Origin of the sequence: Pelagibius litoralis (genome assembly GCF_011683915.1) — a bacterium.
Taxonomy (GTDB): Bacteria; Pseudomonadota; Alphaproteobacteria; order Kiloniellales; family Kiloniellaceae; genus Pelagibius; species Pelagibius litoralis.
On record NZ_JAAQPH010000004.1, the window covers coordinates 294,469 to 310,333 of the forward strand.

The 15,865-nt window shown below is 65.3% G+C and carries 17 protein-coding genes; 4 read left to right on the top strand and 13 right to left on the bottom strand.

What is annotated here, in order from left to right:
- Positions 1-199 precede the first annotated feature (199 nt).
- From HBA54_RS07425 to ftsE, 4 genes are read right to left on the bottom strand one after another with little or no spacing between them, the layout of a single operon-like run.
- Complete coding sequence (locus HBA54_RS07425) at positions 200-961, bottom strand: lysophospholipid acyltransferase family protein (protein WP_167222957.1); 762 nt, start codon at positions 959-961, stop codon at positions 200-202.
- The gene (locus HBA54_RS07430; protein ID WP_167222959.1) at positions 958-1,608 is read right to left on the bottom strand and encodes a YdcF family protein; all 651 of its coding nucleotides are present in this window, start codon (positions 1,606-1,608) and stop codon (positions 958-960) included. Before HBA54_RS07430 ends, HBA54_RS07425 begins: the two co-directional genes overlap by 4 nt.
- Positions 1,608-2,507, bottom strand: a complete 900-nt coding sequence (locus HBA54_RS07435) for a cell division protein FtsX (RefSeq protein ID WP_167222961.1) — start codon at positions 2,505-2,507, stop codon at positions 1,608-1,610. The genes HBA54_RS07430 and HBA54_RS07435 overlap by 1 nt, the downstream gene beginning before the upstream one ends.
- Positions 2,504-3,196 carry a cell division ATP-binding protein FtsE gene (ftsE, locus tag HBA54_RS07440; RefSeq protein ID WP_167222962.1) on the bottom strand — a complete coding sequence of 231 codons (693 nt, stop codon included), beginning with the start codon at positions 3,194-3,196 and terminating at the stop codon, positions 2,504-2,506. Before ftsE ends, HBA54_RS07435 begins: the two co-directional genes overlap by 4 nt.
- 145 nt (positions 3,197-3,341) lie before the next feature.
- On the opposite strand from ftsE, the gene HBA54_RS07445 reads away from it, so the two are divergent.
- Positions 3,342-4,010 (top strand): DUF3426 domain-containing protein, encoded by a 669-nt coding sequence (locus HBA54_RS07445; RefSeq protein ID WP_167223099.1) that lies wholly within the window; start codon positions 3,342-3,344, stop codon positions 4,008-4,010.
- A gap of 180 nt (positions 4,011-4,190) precedes the next feature.
- Positions 4,191-4,568 (top strand): response regulator, encoded by a 378-nt coding sequence (locus tag HBA54_RS07450; protein WP_167222964.1) that lies wholly within the window; start codon positions 4,191-4,193, stop codon positions 4,566-4,568.
- A gap of 37 nt (positions 4,569-4,605) precedes the next feature.
- On the opposite strand, the gene HBA54_RS07455 is transcribed toward HBA54_RS07450, so the two are convergent.
- The 4 genes from HBA54_RS07455 to argH form a co-directional block, all read right to left on the bottom strand.
- Entirely contained in the window at positions 4,606-7,119 is a 2,514-nt protein-coding gene (locus HBA54_RS07455) for a TIGR02302 family protein (protein WP_167222966.1), read from the bottom strand.
- A 77-nt stretch (positions 7,120-7,196) separates the two neighbouring features.
- The gene (lysA, locus tag HBA54_RS07460) at positions 7,197-8,552 is read right to left on the bottom strand and encodes a diaminopimelate decarboxylase (protein WP_167222968.1); all 1,356 of its coding nucleotides are present in this window, start codon (positions 8,550-8,552) and stop codon (positions 7,197-7,199) included.
- 62 nt (positions 8,553-8,614) lie between these two features.
- On the bottom strand, positions 8,615-8,866 hold the full coding sequence (locus HBA54_RS07465; RefSeq protein WP_167222424.1) for a hypothetical protein: 252 nt from the start codon (positions 8,864-8,866) through the stop codon (positions 8,615-8,617).
- On the bottom strand, positions 8,863-10,305 hold the full coding sequence (gene argH, locus HBA54_RS07470; protein ID WP_167222970.1) for an argininosuccinate lyase: 1,443 nt from the start codon (positions 10,303-10,305) through the stop codon (positions 8,863-8,865). Before argH ends, HBA54_RS07465 begins: the two co-directional genes overlap by 4 nt.
- Before the next feature lie 25 nt (positions 10,306-10,330).
- Between argH and HBA54_RS07475 the strand changes: the two genes are divergently transcribed.
- Positions 10,331-11,035: a TlpA disulfide reductase family protein gene (locus tag HBA54_RS07475; protein ID WP_167222972.1), complete on the top strand. Its 705-nt coding sequence runs from the start codon at positions 10,331-10,333 to the stop codon at positions 11,033-11,035.
- A 108-nt stretch (positions 11,036-11,143) separates the two neighbouring features.
- Positions 11,144-11,893: a DUF6134 family protein gene (locus HBA54_RS07480; protein ID WP_167222974.1), complete on the top strand. Its 750-nt coding sequence runs from the start codon at positions 11,144-11,146 to the stop codon at positions 11,891-11,893.
- A 39-nt stretch (positions 11,894-11,932) separates the two neighbouring features.
- On the opposite strand, the gene HBA54_RS07485 is transcribed toward HBA54_RS07480, so the two are convergent.
- The 5 genes from HBA54_RS07485 to HBA54_RS07505 form a co-directional block, all read right to left on the bottom strand.
- Positions 11,933-12,841, bottom strand: coding sequence for a 3-hydroxybutyryl-CoA dehydrogenase (locus HBA54_RS07485; protein ID WP_167222976.1), 909 nt, complete (start codon positions 12,839-12,841; stop codon positions 11,933-11,935).
- A gap of 72 nt (positions 12,842-12,913) precedes the next feature.
- Entirely contained in the window at positions 12,914-13,849 is a 936-nt protein-coding gene (locus HBA54_RS07490) for an FAD-binding protein (RefSeq protein WP_167222978.1), read from the bottom strand.
- On the bottom strand, positions 13,849-14,598 hold the full coding sequence (locus HBA54_RS07495; protein ID WP_167222980.1) for an electron transfer flavoprotein subunit beta/FixA family protein: 750 nt from the start codon (positions 14,596-14,598) through the stop codon (positions 13,849-13,851). The genes HBA54_RS07490 and HBA54_RS07495 overlap by 1 nt, the downstream gene beginning before the upstream one ends.
- Positions 14,599-14,782: 184 nt before the next feature.
- The gene (locus tag HBA54_RS07500; RefSeq protein ID WP_167222992.1) at positions 14,783-15,358 is read right to left on the bottom strand and encodes a cob(I)yrinic acid a,c-diamide adenosyltransferase; all 576 of its coding nucleotides are present in this window, start codon (positions 15,356-15,358) and stop codon (positions 14,783-14,785) included.
- 137 nt (positions 15,359-15,495) lie between these two features.
- Positions 15,496-15,798, bottom strand: coding sequence for a twin transmembrane helix small protein (locus tag HBA54_RS07505; RefSeq protein ID WP_240932546.1), 303 nt, complete (start codon positions 15,796-15,798; stop codon positions 15,496-15,498).
- Positions 15,799-15,865 lie beyond the last annotated feature (67 nt).

Here is a 15,865-nt window from a genome sequence, read left to right on the forward strand (position 1 = left end):
TCAACGATCCTAAGATCCCGGATTTGAGCCATCTTGCGGCAGAAATGCTGTGTCGACGATAGGTCTGGCTCCTTGCCCGGTCAAGCCGTGTTCGGTTTTTGTTTCTTTCGCCGATTCGCGGCCCGGCGATATCTTGGCAAGCGGAGATTTTCCCCCGTTTGTTGCCGGGACGAGAGCTGTCCACAGCTTTGCGCACAAGCTAATCGATCTGCTGAGTCGATTCCCCCGCTTGAGGCATAAGCATTTTCTGATGATTGGGCGATGCCAGGGCGCGGCTGCGCTCTTCGATTGCGGTTTCCAGGCGCCGCAGGAACTCTTTTCGATGCAGCCCCGGCTCGATCTGGGGAAGGAACTCCAGGACGATGGTTCCGGCCTTTTTTGCAAAGCGGTGGCGGCCCCAGAAAAGGCCGGAATTCAGGGCCACCGGCACGACGCCGATGCCGAGTTGGCTGTAAAGCGCGGCAACGCCCGGATGGTAGGGGCGCTTTTGGCCGGGGGCGACCCGCGTGCCCTCAGGGAAAATCACGATGGGCCGGCCTTGGGAGACGGCGTGTTTGGCCTTGGCGACCATCTTGCGCAGGGCCCGGCTGCCGCCCTTGCGGTCCACCGGCACCAGGCCGGCGCGCAGCAGGTAGAGCCCGAAAACCGGTATCCAGGTCAATTCCTGCTTCAGGACGAAGCTGTGGTCCCACAGCAGCAGGGAGAAGATGAGCGTATCCCAGGCGGACTGATGCTTGGCCGCGATCAGGACCGGTCCATCCGGCAGGTTCTCAAGGCCGCGCACCTCGTAGCGCAGGCCGCAGAGGATGCGCAGGGCCGCCATGATGCCGCCGACCCAAAAGCGGCCGAGATGATACAGCCAGCTGCGCGGCCCCAGCATCAATGGCAGGCCGACGACCAGGATCAGGCTGGTCCAGACGTAGAAGAAGAGATTGAACAGCAGGGACCGGAGCAGGGTCATGGCACCGCTGCCACCAGGCTTTCAAACCAGTTCCGGACCACGGCGACCAGATACTTGCTGTATTCCGACACCAGCAGCGAGCTGCTGCCGGGCCAGAGCCACCAGTCGTCGCGCTTGAAGGGTTCGGGAAACACCGGGTGCGGGACGACCTCGATACCGGGCATGCGGCGGCGAAATTCCAGCAAAGAGCGCGGCATGTGATAGGTCGCCGTCACCAGCCTGAGAGAGGCCGCACCCTCGGCAGCAATCCAATCCGCCGTCTCGATCGCGTTGCCCCGGGTGTTGTCGGCCTCGTAGCCCAGAAAGACGCAGCAGGACAGGTCTTCGGGCGACTGTTCGAAAACTTCCAGCAACTGGCGCACGTCGATGCCGCGATAGACGCCGGATACGAAGAGCTTGTCCGCCTTTTGGGCGGTCAGCAGGGCCAGGGCCGTGTTCAGGCGGTCGCTGCCGCCGGTCAGGACCACGATGGCGTCGGTCTGGCTTTCAAGATCCTGCACCTCCGTGGGCAGTTGGCTGGCAAACCAGAACAGGCCGCCGCCCCAGGCCAGGCCGAGGATCGCCGCCACCGCCAGCAACCTGCGCAACCAGCGAAGCTTGCCGGCGACCGACCTCAGGCGATCCTTTCCAGAGGGGCGCTGGCGCATCACGGCATCCTGGCCAGGGTGCGCAGCACGGTGAAACGCGCTGTCAGCATGGTCACCAGGGCTGAGGCAACCGGCAGGAGGATCAGCAGCGACCACTCGTGGGGCAGCAGGCTCATTTCAGGCAGCAGTCCGGAGTTGATGCGCTGCAGAAGATGGCGCCCCAGATAAAGGGTCGGGAGGGCGCAGAGCAGCCCGATCAGGCCGCCGCGCAGGCCGAGGCTGAGGGCATGGTTCTGAAACTGGCGGGCGACATAGGAATCCTGCGCGCCGATCAGATGCAGCAGTTCGATGGCCTGCTCGTGGGCCGCCAGACCCATGCGGGTCACGAAAGCCACCATGATCGCGGCGGCGCAGACCACCATGGCGACGATCACGATGGCCATGATCTCCACCGCCCAGGCGAGGTCCAAAAGGTGCGACAGCCAGCGTTGGTGATCGTCCACCAGGCTGCCGGGCGCAATGGCCAGGACCGAGCGGCGCAGGGCCGCCAGATCCGGTGGCTGGCCTGCATCCACCGTCACGGCGATCAGCCGCGGCAGCGGCAGGTCGCCGGCCAGCACCGCATCGCCCAGCCAGGGCTCCAGCAGTGCCGATATCTCGCTGGTCTGCATGGCGTCGACCGCGATAACCCCCTGGGTCTGCTCGAGCAGGGCGACGACTGCCGGCAATACGGGGTCGTTCCCGGTCGCGTTTTCCGCTGCTGGTGCCGCAGCCGGCAGCTGAACCGTCAAGGCGCCGGCCAGCCCGCTGTCCCAGCGCGAAGCCAGCTTGTTGGCCACCATGGCGCCGGCCAGGGCCAGGGCCGCCAGATAGACCATGATGGCAACCAGCAGCGGCAGATAGCGGCCTGAGGCATCGCGGTCGAGCGGAACCGCCTGATGTTTGCGCCGCCGGCTCATGGCGCTTCCCGTTTGGGTGCGGCAGCGGAATCGCCGGACGAATCGATCTCGCCGCCGCTCAGCCGGGTAATTGGATGGCGGAAGCGCTGAACAAGCGATTCGTTATGCGTGGCGATGACAACGGTGGTGCCGATTTTGTTCAGCTCTTCGAAGAGATAAAGCAGCCGTACCGCCATGCGGTCGTCCAGGTTGCCGGTCGGTTCGTCGGCCAGCAGCAGGCTGGGCCGGCCGATGACGGCACGGGCGATCGCCACCCGCTGCTGCTGCCCGCCGGAGAGCGTTGGCGGCAGGGCATCCATGTGGTCGGCCAGGCCGACCCAGCTCAGCAGTTCTTCGACGTCCTTGGCACTGCGGGCGCCGGCTTCTCCGCTGATTTGCAGAGGCAGGGCCACGTTTTCGCGCGCGGTGAGGTGTTCCAGCAGTCGAAAGTCCTGGAAAACGACTCCGATTTGCCGCCGCAGCAGGGCCGTCTCGCGCCGCGAGAGCCCGGCGATATCGCGCCCGAAGAGCGCCACGCGGCCGTCGCTGGGGTGCTGCGCAAGGTACATCATGCGCAATAGCGAAGATTTGCCCGCGCCGCTGGCCCCGACGAGGAAGTGATAGGATCCGGGGTCGAACTGCAGGGAGATGTGCTTCAGGATCTCCGGACCCTTGCCATAGCGCAGCACGACGTCCTCGAAGCGAACCAAACTTAAATTTCCCTTTTGCGGAAGCGTGAATCGAAAATGGCATAGGCACGTCAGCCCCGTAAAGGTTTCTGCTCATGCCTTGCTTTGATTATACCCCGACCATATAAGATTACCGGATCATCTGCTGGGGGGGCAGTGCGCCTCTATGATTGTTTCTTGTCCTGCCTGCGAAAGCCGCTTTGCCGTCGAGCGAGAACAGCTCGGCTTTGACGGGCGTATCGTGCGCTGTGGCAAGTGCGGCAATTGCTGGCATCAGATGCCGGAGGACGAACCGCCCGAGGCTGTTGAAGCCGCGCCGGCGGAATCCGAATCCATTCCCCCACCGCCGCTGCGGCCGCCACAGCGGCGGCCCGCCCCGAAAAAAGCCAAGGCCAGACGCGGCGGTGCTATCGGCTGGCTGTTGTTGCTGTTGTTCCTGCTCGGCCTGGTCGCCGGTGCCTGGTTCGGACGCGATCAGGTCGTCGCCCAGTTCCCGCAGACCGAACCCGTCTATCAGGCGCTTGGAATTCCCGTGATGCCGCCAGGGCCGACGCTGGAACTGCGGGTTGCCGATCCGAAGTCGACGGTGCGTGAAGGCGACAGGGTTATCCTCTTGAGAGGCACTGTCACCAACATCTCAACGCGCAAGCAGTCGGTGCCGAAGCTGATGGCACGCCTGACCGGCAAGGACGGGGAGGTCCTGCTTGAGTGGGTCTTCGAGGCGCCGAAGGCCGAGTTGGATGCCGGCGGTGAGGTCGAGTTCGCCACCGAAGCGGTGAACCCGCCAAGCGAAGGCCAGAACCTCACGATCAACTTCGTCAAAGAAGAGGAATAACCGTTCCGGCGCGTGCCGATCGGCCCTTCCCATTAAGCCTTGCTTAACCACGCGGTGGCAGTTTGGCCAAGAGGGTCGGGCCCGGTAGCCCGTTGGAGTCGGACACGCCGCAGAGGCGCTTCAACTCCTTTCGAGACCGGGCTCCGGACCGATCGATGATCCGCAGGAGAGGTTAGCAACATGGCGCATATCCTGGTCGCCGAAGACGATACTGCAGTTCAGAGCTTTGTCAGCCGGGCCTTGGCCCATCGGGGCCACAAGGTGACCTCCGTAGAGGACGGCGTGCAGGCCTTGGAGGCACTTGGCGGCAGAGAGTTCGATCTGTTGATTACCGACATCGTGATGCCGAGCCTCGACGGTATCGGTCTTGCGCTGAAAGTGGCGAAGGATCACCCCAGCCTGCCGGTCCTGCTGATGACCGGCTACTCCGCGGAGCGCCAGCGCGCGCATAACCTCGAAGAACTGATCTGCGAAGTCATTACCAAGCCCTTCACGCTGCTCGAGATCTGCGAGGCTGCCGAGGCCGCCCTCGAAACCGAGCCGATGACCTGCCACTAAGGCCGTCGTTACCAGGGCCGTTGCAGCAGAGTCTGATCTAGAACTGCTTCAGCAAGCGGTCGATATAATCCAGTTCCTCCAAAGAGCGGTTCCGCTGGCCGCGCCGGCGGCGTAGTTCGTCGACGATCTCGCGGCTGCGCTGCAGCTCCATCTGATCGGGAATCTGGACACCCTCGCCGATATTGGTGTTGCCGCTGGAGCCCTCTCTCTCGCGTCCCAGGGGATCGCGGTTGGCCGGGCCGGGGCGTCCGGAGACGCTGCCTTCGCCGGTTTCGCCGGGCTGATTGGCGAACATCTCCATGAAGCGGTCCAGGGTGGCCTGCATGCCCTGCTGCAACTGATCCAGGGATCGGGTCTGGGGCGGCACGGCTTGGCCCGGCTGCTCGCCTGAAAGGGCATCGCGGGCATCGCGCATTTCCCGCTCCGCACGGCCCAGCGGCCGGGGGATGTCGCCCATTGCATCGCCGAGCTGGCGCATCAGCTCGCCCAGGCTGCGGCGCAGTTCCTCCTGGCGCTGGGCATCCGACATGTTGTCGCTCTGGCCCTGCCGCTGGTTCTGTCCTTCGCCTTCCCCCTGGCCCTGCGGGCTGTTTTGCTGTTGGCCCTGCTGCGAACGGTTGAAGCTGCGGTCCAGAAGGTCCTGCTGCTCGCGCATCATGTTTTCCAGGTTCTCCATCATGCGCGAGGCATCCTGCATGTCCTGGTTCATCTGCCCGGCATAGGGATTGGCCGTCAGGTTTTCCAGCATCTCGCGGAGCTGGGACAGCAGCTCCTGCGCGGCCTCACGCGCGCCGGACTGCGCCAGTTCGCGGGCCCGCTCGATCAGGCTCTGCAGGTCCTGGCGGTTCAGCATCTGCGCGTTGGGCGGCATTTGTTCGCTCGGCTGTTCGCCCTGCGCCATCTGCTCGCGCATCTGTTCGGCAAGCTCGTCGAGAAAATTGTCGAGGGCGGCCTGGAGTTCATCCATCAGGCGCTGGATCTCCGCGTCGTCGGCGCCGCGCTCCAGGGCCTCCGCCAGCGCCTGCTGGGCGTCGCGCAGCGCGCGCTCGGCAATGGCCAGTTCGCCTTCCTCGATGCGCAGGGCCGTATCCCACAGCAGTTGCTGCACTTCGGTTATGGCCTTGGCGGAGGGGTCGTAGATCAGGCGGCGCTCGGCGGAGCGGATCGCCAGGGCGACCACCAGATCGTGGAAGAAGTGATCGGGACGCTCATAGAGCGCGCTCAGGCTCTGGACCACCGGCAGGCGCGCCTGCGGATTGAGGGTCAGCTGTTTGCGCAGCTCGACCAGGGCTCTCGCCACCGGATGATTGAAGATTCGTTCCGGCAGCACCGTCCGCAGGGTTTCGCTGCGTCCTTCCTGGCCCGGGTGATCCCTGGCGACCAGTTGAATCTCGACAGCCAGTCCGGCCCAGGGGTGCGGGGTCAGGTCGCGGTAGGTTGCCGCCTTGCTGATCTTCGGCGCCGCGCCCGGCACCACCAGATCGATCTCCAGCGGCGTTTCCTCTGGTTTGTCGATCCGCGTGATAATCGCCTTGGCGGTGACCAGGCCATAGTCGTCTTCGGCCTGATAGGTGATCCGCAGTGCCGAACGCTCGCTGCGCCCCGGCGCCGATTCGAAGACGATCTGCGGCGGCGTGTCTGCGATCAGTTCAAGCGGCCATTCCGCCAGGTCGCGGCTGCCCTGCTGGATGCTGAGGCTGGTCCCCTCGCTCAGTTGCCGCTCCAGGCGATAGGCGTTCTGTGCGAAAGGCTCGAATGGCTCCAGGGTTTCGTCGATCTTGAGGCTCGGCGCCGTGTCGCCGCCCTGGACCTGAGCCAGCAGTACAGAACCGCTGGGGACCCGCAGGACCGGCTTGTTTTCCGCTGTGGCATCCAGATAGAGCGGTGCCAGGCCGGTGTAGGTCGGCGGGTTGATCCAGGCATCCAGGCTGGGCGGCAGGGCGGCTTGGCCGCTGAACTGGGGCGACACCGCGCTGGCCAGGCGGCTGGTCACGTTGCCGTCCGAGCTGGCGAAGGCGACAACGATCAACAGCAGCACGAAACCGCGCAGCGCCCAGGGGTCCAGGCCGGCCAGGCCCGGGCGCGGGGCGCGGACCCGAAGGCCGCTGAGGCCGCGGATCGCCCGATGCTGGTGGACCCGCCAGAGGGCCTTGGACGCCGGGTCGCCGTGGCCCGTCATCATCCGGTCGTCGAGAGCGGTGAGGGGCCGGTGGGAGAGGTCGCTGTCGCGTTCCAGGCGCCGCTTCGCGGCCTGCTGGTCCGGCAGCGTAATGGCCTTTTTGGCCCGCCAGAGGCCGTGGCCCAGGGCGCCGAGGAAACCGATGAGAACCAGCAGGTGGAGCCAAGCCGGCAGAGTCGGAAGGATGCCGAAGAGCGCGAGTGAGAGAAACAGTCCGAAGATCCCGAGAACGGGCCAGATCGCGGGCCAGATGGTCTCCCAGGCGACGGCGCCGCGGGCAAGCCCCAGCAGCCAGCCGAAGTGCCTCAGCTTACGGTCGGATCGGGTGCTTCCCGCATCAGAAGAGGGGGTCTGCGGCCGTCTCGAGGTCATATGTCCTCCTGTCCTTCCGTCTCCCCCATTTCCAAACTATAGCCAGATCCGAACGATGGTAGTCCGACTATAAAACGTTACGCCCCCAGGGCAGTCTTCAAACCACCGTGAGGGGTCTGCTGCTGCTCCCGCCCGGTTGCGGTCTCGTCCAACCAGTCGGGAAGGCGATCCTGTCCGATCATTGTGTCATAATTCATACGGGCGCGCACCACTGCCGAGCGGTCGCCGCGCACCAGGACCTCCGGGGCCAGGGGCCGGGAATTGTAGGTCGACGCCATGACGAAGCTGTAGGCGCCGGCGGAGCTGAAGACCAGAAGGTCGCCCTCGCGCAGGGGCGGCAGCGGGCGTTGCTTGGCGAAGGTATCCGTCGATTCGCAGACCGGCCCCACCACATCGACCGGGTGCAGGGCGGTCCCCTCCGGCGTTTGCGCGACCGGCAGGATTTCGTGCCAAGCGTCATAGAGCGAGGGGCGGATCAGGTCGTTCATCGCCGCATCGACGATGACGAAACGCCGCTCGCCGTTGTCCTTTACAAAGAGAACCCGGGTCACCAGCAGCCCCGCGTTACCGACCAGCAGGCGGCCGGGTTCGAAGACCAGCTCGGCGTCCAGGCCGCTCACCAGCCCACGGACCATCTGGGTGTAGTCGCGGACGCGCTGTTCGGACTCTTCGAACTGGCCCTGCAGATCGTGCTTGTAGCTGATCCCGATGCCGCCCCCCAGATCGAGACGGCGCAGCGGCACGCCGGCTGCGCGCAGTTCGTGGTAGAGGCCGATGAGGCGCTGAAAGGCGGCTCGGTAAGGTGCGACATCGGTCAACTGCGAGCCGATGTGAACCGCCAGTCCCTCGAAACGTATGCCCGGCAGGCTCTTGGTCTGCATCAGGAAGGCGCGGGCTTCGTCCGCATCGATGCCGAACTTGCTGTCGGCGCGCCCGGTGGTGATCTGATCCAGGGTGCCGGCGTCGACATTGGGGTTTACCCTGACGGCAACCGGCGCGGTCGTGCCGCGCTGCTGGGCGACCTGGGACAGCAGTTCCAGCTCGGCGAAGGACTCCACATTGAACTGCATGATGCCTGCATCCAGGCCGGCGGCCATCTCCGGCGCGGTCTTGCCGACGCCGGCAAAGACGATCCGCTCGGCGGGAACCCCGGCGGCAAGGGCGCGGCGCAGTTCGCCTTCGGAAACCACATCGGCGCCGGCACCCAGCTCGGCGAAGGTCTTAATGACCGCTTGGTTGGAGTTGGCCTTCAAGGCATAGCAAATGGTCGCGGGCAGGCCGGACAGCGCGGCGGCAAAGCTGCGGTAGCCGCTCTCCAGGGCATCGCCGGAGTAGCAGTAGAAGGGCGTGCCGACCTCCTCCGCCAGACGGTCGAGCGGTACCTGCGAAACATGCAGGCGACCGTCGCGATAGGGGAAGAAGTTACGGCTCATGGATGTCGGTTCCTTTTCGGCAGCCTGTTTTTCCGGCGCTGGGCGGGAAAGGACGGCGCCTGTCAGTAGGTCGTGGTCTTGGTGCGCGAGTCTCTGAAGATCGATGTCGGCCCCCGGTCCTCATAGGGGTCTGCCCCCTCCGGCGGCGGCCCGACGGTGCCCGGCGCGGGATAGGCCTGCGGATAGGTGTAGGCGCTCTTTTCTGCTTCCGGCGGTTTGGGGCTGCCTTTTTTGCCGCAGGCGCCAAGTCCGATCAGCAGGGCCGTCATGACAACCACCAGGGCCAGGGATCGATTGTTTCGGCTTGCCATCATTGGAAGCGCTCCTTTGCTGCGGCGATTGCCTGGCGCACCTGCGCCGGGGCCGTGCCGCCATGACTGTCGCGGCTGGCGACGGCTTTTTCAACGCTCAAAACCTCGAAGATCTCTTCGTTGATGCCGGCTTCGACGGCCTGCATCTCCGACAGCGGCAAGGCGGCCAGGGCGCAGCCGCGCTCCTCGGCCAGGCGGACGATGCTGCCGGTCACGTGATGGGCCTGGCGGAACGGCAGGCCGAGCCGGCGCACCAGCCAGTCCGCCAGGTCGGTGGCGGTGATGAAACCGTGGTCGGTCGCCTGGCGCAGGGCGGTGCGGTCGGCGGTCATGTCCTGGACCATTCCGGTCATGGCGGTGACGCAGAGCTGCAGGGTATCGGCCGCATCGAACAGCGGTTCCTTATCCTCCTGCATGTCCTTGCCATAGGACAGGGGCAGTCCCTTCATGACGATCAGCAGGCTGTTGAGGGCGCCGATCACCCGCCCGGCCTTGCCGCGGATCAGCTCCGCCGCGTCGGGATTGCGCTTCTGCGGCATGATCGACGAGCCGGTGGTAAAGGCGTCGGAGAGTTGGACGAAGCGGAAGCCGGCGGAACACCAGAGCACCAGCTCTTCGGCAAAGCGCGACAGGTGTATCGTCAGGATCGCCCCGGTGGAGAGGAACTCCAGCACATAGTCGCGGTCGGAAACCGCATCGATGGAATTGGCCATCGGCCGGTCGAAGCCCAGCGCCTTTGCCGTGGCCTGCCGGTCGATGGGAAACGACGTGCCGGCCAGCGCGGCGGCGCCCAGCGGCGATTCGTTCATCCGCGCCCGACAGTCGCGCAGGCGGCCGCGGTCGCGGCCCAGCATCTCGACGTAGGCCATCATATGGTGGCCGAAAGTCACCGGCTGGGCTGCCTGCAGGTGGGTATAGCCGGGCATGATGCTGTCGGCCTCGGCCTCGGCCTGGGCGATCAGGGCGGCTTGCAGCCCGCCGACGGCGGCTTCCAGGCGCTCGACCGCGGCGCGGGTCCAGAGGCGCACGTCCAGCGCCACCTGATCGTTACGCGATCGCGCGGTGTGCAGGCGCCCCGCCGCTTCGCCGACCAGCTCGCGCAGCCTGGCCTCGATATTCATATGGATGTCTTCGAGGCTGGCTTTGAAGGTGAAGCTGCCGTTTTCGATTTCTGACAAGATCGTGTCTAGACCCGAAAGGATCGCGGCCCCATCTTCTGGTGAGATGATCGCCTGCTCGACCAGCATGGCGCAGTGCGCCTTGGAGCCGGCGATATCCTGGGCATAGAGGCGCTGATCGAAGGAAATGGACGCATTGATCTGTTCCATCACTTCCGCAGGGCCCGCTGTGAAGCGGCCGCCCCACATTGCGTTGGCATCGCCGTCGTTCCTTGCCTCCGGGCCGTTCCCGGTGGATTTTAACTTTTGTGTATCAGCGGTCATCTGCCTTTAGGAGGCCTTTGCGAAAATGGTCACGACAAACAGGGATACGCCCGGCGGTATCAGGCGCCTGGGGGCCAGGATCCGGCGGACCCAGACCGGGCGCATCATGCGAAGAGCCCTCGCAGCCGTCGTGCTCGCCGTCCTTGCCGTGGCCTTTGCGATCTACCCGGACCTGGTCCGGGCATCAGGCGAGGAAAGGGCACCCAGCGAGGCGCCGTCGGCCCTCAAGGGCCCCTTTACCGAGAACTTTACCTTTTCGGACCCGCCGGTGCCAGCACCGAGCGTTGCCTTCGAATCCCTTTATGGCGTCCCCCTGGACCTTGGCGAATTCAAGGGCGAAGTGGTGCTGGTGAACTTCTGGGCCACCTGGTGCGCCCCTTGCGTGCGGGAGATGCCGGGGCTGGAACGCCTGCACCAGGCCCTGAAGGACGAGGGTTTTCTGGTCGCGGCGGTGTCCGAGGATCGCGGCGGCGCTGACAAGGTCGTGCCTTTCCTGGATCGTCTCGGCCTCAAGGAATTGCCGGTTTTCCTGGATCAGAAGGGGGCTCTGGCCCGGGCTTTTTCGGTGCGCGGCCTGCCGGCGACCTTCCTGATCGACCGCAACGGCGGTATCGTCGCCGGCCTGACCGGGCCGGCGGAGTGGGACTCGCCCGAAGCGATTGCCCTGATTCGTCACTACCTGAGGTCCGATCCCAGCCCGGACGCGGGGGTTTCCAACACCTCAGGTTGAGAGATGTGATAATTTTCTCAAAATGCACGGAAAACTTGTGATTTGCCGGGTCCCTGGCCGATACTAGGGACTGCCGCCCGGTGAGGCTGCAGTGGTCAGGAGGGATCCGTGTCCATCAATGCCCAGCGCTTCACAAGACCCCGACATCCCAGTTCCGGCGCCCGAACCAACCATGATTCCGGCGCGGGCACGGGGCCGTCACTCAGGAATCGCTATCCGGGAAATCGCTTTGCCGCTGCCGTAGCGGGCTTTGTCGTCCTGGCGGCCGCCGTGCTGACGTCAGCCCCCGCCGCGGCTCAGGACAACATGATCTTCGACGTGCTGCGCGACGGTGAGAAGATCGGCGAGCATCGGGTGACCTTCGAGCACGAAGAGGATTGCCTGAAAGTCTCGGTGGAGACCGGTATGGCCGTCCGGATCGCTTTCCTCACGGTATTCCGCTACGACCACAAGCGGGTCGAGCGCTGGCGCGACGGGGCGCTCGATTCCCTGGCCGGCATGACCAACGACGACGGCGAGGAGTACGAAGTCTCCATCGTTCACCGCGAAGGCACCTACAGCCGCACCGTGAACGGCATCGACGAGGAGATTGCCGGCCCGGTTTCCATCGACAGCCTTTGGAGCAAGGACCGGCTGACCGCCGGCAAGCTGTTTTCCAGCGCCGACGACAAGGTCTACCGGGTGCGCAGCGACCTCATGGGACAGAAGATCATCGAACTGGATGGCAAGCCTGTGGAGGCCGCCCACTACCGGATGAGCGGCCAACTCACGCGCGATCTCTGGTTTGCGCCCGACGGCATGCTGGCGCAGCTGCGCTACGAAGACGACGGCTACGTCTTCGAATACGTCAGGCGCTGATCGGGAGGGTGCCGAACGGGAGCCTTGAGCAGGACGCGCTCAGCGCGTCGGGACGGGCTCGTCGCCGGAGTAGTCGTAGAAGCCGCGCCCGGCCTTTTTGCCCAGCCATCCCGCCTCGACGTATTTCACCAGTAACGGGCAGGGCCGATATTTGCTGTCGGCCAGACCGTCGTAGAGCACGTGCATGATGGAAAGGCAGGTGTCGAGGCCGATGAAGTCGGCCAGCTCCAGCGGGCCCATGGGATGGTTGGCGCCCAGCTTCATGGCGGTATCGATGGACTTCACCGAGCCGACGCCCTCGTAGAGCGTATAGACCGCTTCGTTGATCATCGGCAGCAGGATACGGTTGACGATGAAGGCCGGAAAATCCTCGGCGGTGGCAGTGGTCTTGCCCAGTTTCTCGGCGAAACCGCGGATCGTCTCAAAGGTCGCCTCGTCGGTCGCGATGCCGCGGATCAGCTCGACCAGCTGCATCAGCGGCACCGGGTTCATGAAGTGCATGCCCATGAAGCGCTCGGGCCGGTTGGTCACCGAGGCGAGGCGGGTGATCGAGATCGAGGAGGTGTTGGAGCAGATGATCGCCTGCTCCTTCATCACCGGGCAGAGCGCCTTGAAGATCGCCCGCTTGATCTCCTCGTTCTCGCTGGCGGCCTCGATCACCACATCGCTGTCGTCGAAAACCTCCAGCCCGCCGCCGGCGACGATGCGTGCCAGGGCGGCATCCTTGTCGGCCTCGGTGATCTTGCCGCGCTTGACCTGGCGCTCCATGTTGCCGGCGATGATACCGACCGCAGCCTTGGCCTGTTCTTCGGAGACGTCGGAGAGCTTGACGTCGTAGCCCGCGAGAGAACAGACATGAGCGATGCCCGCGCCCATCTGGCCGGCGCCGATCACGCCGACCGACTTCACGTCCAGGGGGCCTTCGGCCGCTGCGTCTTGATCTGCCATCAGTTCCACTTACCCCGTCCTCATGCCTGGGTGATCAGGCCGGCTTCCTGCCGGCCGCTCGGTATCGCGGCCTCAGCCGCCCAGCTCTTTCTCCAGCTCCGGCACCGCCTGGAACAGGTCCGCCACCAGTCCGTAGTCCGCGACCTGAAAGATCGGCGCTTCCTCGTCCTTGTTGATGGCCACGATGACCTTGGAGTCCTTCATGCCGGCAAGATGCTGGATGGCGCCGGAAATGCCGATGGCCACGTAAAGGTCCGGTGCCACGACCTTGCCGGTCTGGCCGACCTGATAGTCGTTGGGCACGAAGCCCGCGTCGACCGCCGCGCGCGAGGCGCCGACGGCGGCGCCCAGCTTGTCGGCGACCCGTTCCAGCATGGCGAAGTTTTCGCCGGACTGCATGCCGCGGCCGCCGGAAATGACGATCCCGGCGGTGGTCAGCTCCGGGCGCTCGGACTTGGTCAGTTCCTGGCCCTTGAAGGCGGCGAGGCCGGCATCGCCGGTGCCCTCGACCGCCTCGACGGCGGCGGAACCGCCCTCGGCGGCGGCGGCGTCGAAAGCCGTCGCGCGGATCGTCAGCACCTTGATGGCGTCGCCCGATTTCACCGTGGCCAGCGCGTTGCCGGCATAGATCGGTCTGATGAAGGTGTCCTCGCCCTCGATGGCCGAGACGTCGGAGACCGGCTGCACGTCCAGCAGGGCGGCGGCCCGCGGTATGACGTTCTTGCCGAAGGTCGTGGCGGCGCTGATGACGTGGCTGTAGTCCGCCGCCAGCTTGGCCACCAGCGGCGCCAGGTTCTCGGCCAGGCCGTGGGCATAGGCGGGGTCGTCGGCCTTCAGCACCTTGGCGACGCCGGCGATCTTGGCGGCGGCCTCGGCGGCGGCGGCGCAATCGCTGCCGGCGACCAGGATATGGATGTCGCCGGGCAGCTGGCCGGCGGCGGTCACCGCGCTCAGGACAGCCGGCTTGATCTCGTTGTTTTCGTGTTCGGCGATAATCAGCGTCGACATCAGATCACCTTCGCTTCGTTACGCAGTTTCTCGAGCAGCTCGGCGACCGAGGCGACCTTCACACCGGCCTGGCGGGCCGGCGGCTCGGTGACCGAGACCACGGTCAGGCGCGGGCTGACGTCGACGCCCAGGTCCGCCGGGGTCATGGTATCGATCGGCTTTTTCTTCGCCTTCATGATGTTCGGCAGCGAGGCATAGCGCGGCTCGTTGAGGCGCAGATCGGTGGTCACCACCGCCGGCAGCTTCAGATCGAGCATTTCCAGGCCGCCGTCGACCTCGCGGGTGATGGCGAAGTTGCCGTCGCCCTTTTCGATCTTGGAGATGAAGGTGCCCTGGGGCCAGCCCAGCAGCGCCGCCAGCATCTGGCCGCACTGGTTGTTGTCGTTGTCGACCGCCTGCTTGCCCAGGATGACCAGCTCCGGGCCTTCCTTATCGACCACCGCCTTCAGCAGCTTGGCGATGGCCAGCGGCTCCGGGTCGGCGTCGCAGAGGATCAGGATGCCGCGGTCGGCGCCCATGGCCAGGCCCGTGCGCAGGGTTTCCTGGGCCGTTGGCAGCCCGGCGGAAACCACGATGACCTCGCTGGCGGTGCCGGCCTCCTTCAGGCGGACGGCCTCTTCCACGGCAATTTCGCAAAACGGATTCATCGCCATCTTGACGTTGGCCGTTTCCACCCCGCTTTGGTCCGGCTTCACGCGGACCTTCACGTTCGCGTCGATGACGCGTTTGATCGGAACGAGAATTTTCATCGCAGTCCTGCGACCTACCCCTCAGTTAGAATCTGTCAACGAGTCCGGCGACGGGTTGCGCTGAGGTGCAGGCAAGGCCCGGGCGTCAGACGAACGAACGCATACAGTACTATCTCGCACGCGCACAATAGGAGGCCGTTTCGGGAGTGTCAACGCGCGCGAAGGCCCCGTAGCCCAGGGTTTCCTAGCGATTCGCGCCGGGTACCCAGAGCACGTCGCCGGCGCCCTTGTCGTTCACGTAGCGGCTCATGACGAAGAACAGGTCGGACAGCCGGTTGATGTAGCGGATCGCTTCCGGGTTGATCGCCTCGGCCTCGGCCAGCACGGTGATCTCCCGCTCCGCCCGGCGCGACACGGTGCGGGCCAGGTGCAGATAGGCGGCGGCCGGGCTGCCGCCAGGCAGGACGAAGGAATTCAGCGGCGCCAGCTCGGCGTTCAGCCGGTCGATCTCCTGCTCCAGGCGCTCGACCTGGGGGGCGGTGACGCGCAGCGGCGGGTATTCCGGGTTTTCCACCTCCGGCGTCGCCAGATCGGCACCCAGGTCGAAGAGGTCGTTCTGCACCCGCCCCAGGATCTCGTCGATGGTCTTGTCGGGCAGCCCGGCGCTGTGCAGCCGCACCAGGCCGACGGTCGCGTTGGCCTCGTCCACCGTGCCGTAGGCCGCCACCCGGGGATGGTGCTTGACGACCCGCTGGCCGGAGCCGAGCGCGGTTTTGCCCTTGTCGCCGCCCTTGGTGTAGATGCGGGTCAGTTTCACCATGATCTGGACTCTTATTTGTTTTCGGCGCCGGCCCGCTCCCCCTCCCGGCCACCCAATGCGATTATCCTAGTGGGTGGCCGGGAGGGGGAGCGGGCTGGAACCGCTGCGACGTAAGTCGAAAACGCACAAAACCGGGCTCAGTCCTGCAGGCCGACCAGCACGGCAAGGGCGAAGATGACCAGCGTGACACCCTGGGAGATGACCCGGGCGCGCATCAGCTTGTTGCCGTATTTTTCGTTGAAGTCGCCGCCCCGGGCCATGCCGATCATGCCCACGGCGAGGACGCCCAGGGTCACCAGCATGGCGATCAGCAGGGCCACGAAGAAGAAGGTTTTCATCGTCAGAACATAGACCCCGCGATGAGACCTGCACCAGCGAAAACCCGCCTGCGGCAGTTTGTCGCGAACGGCGGCGGCTTCATCCTTCGAGACGGCGCCCATTCGGCTATGGGGCGCCTCCTCAGGATGAGGGGGAGAATAAAAACCTCATCCTGGCCGGCCATAGATG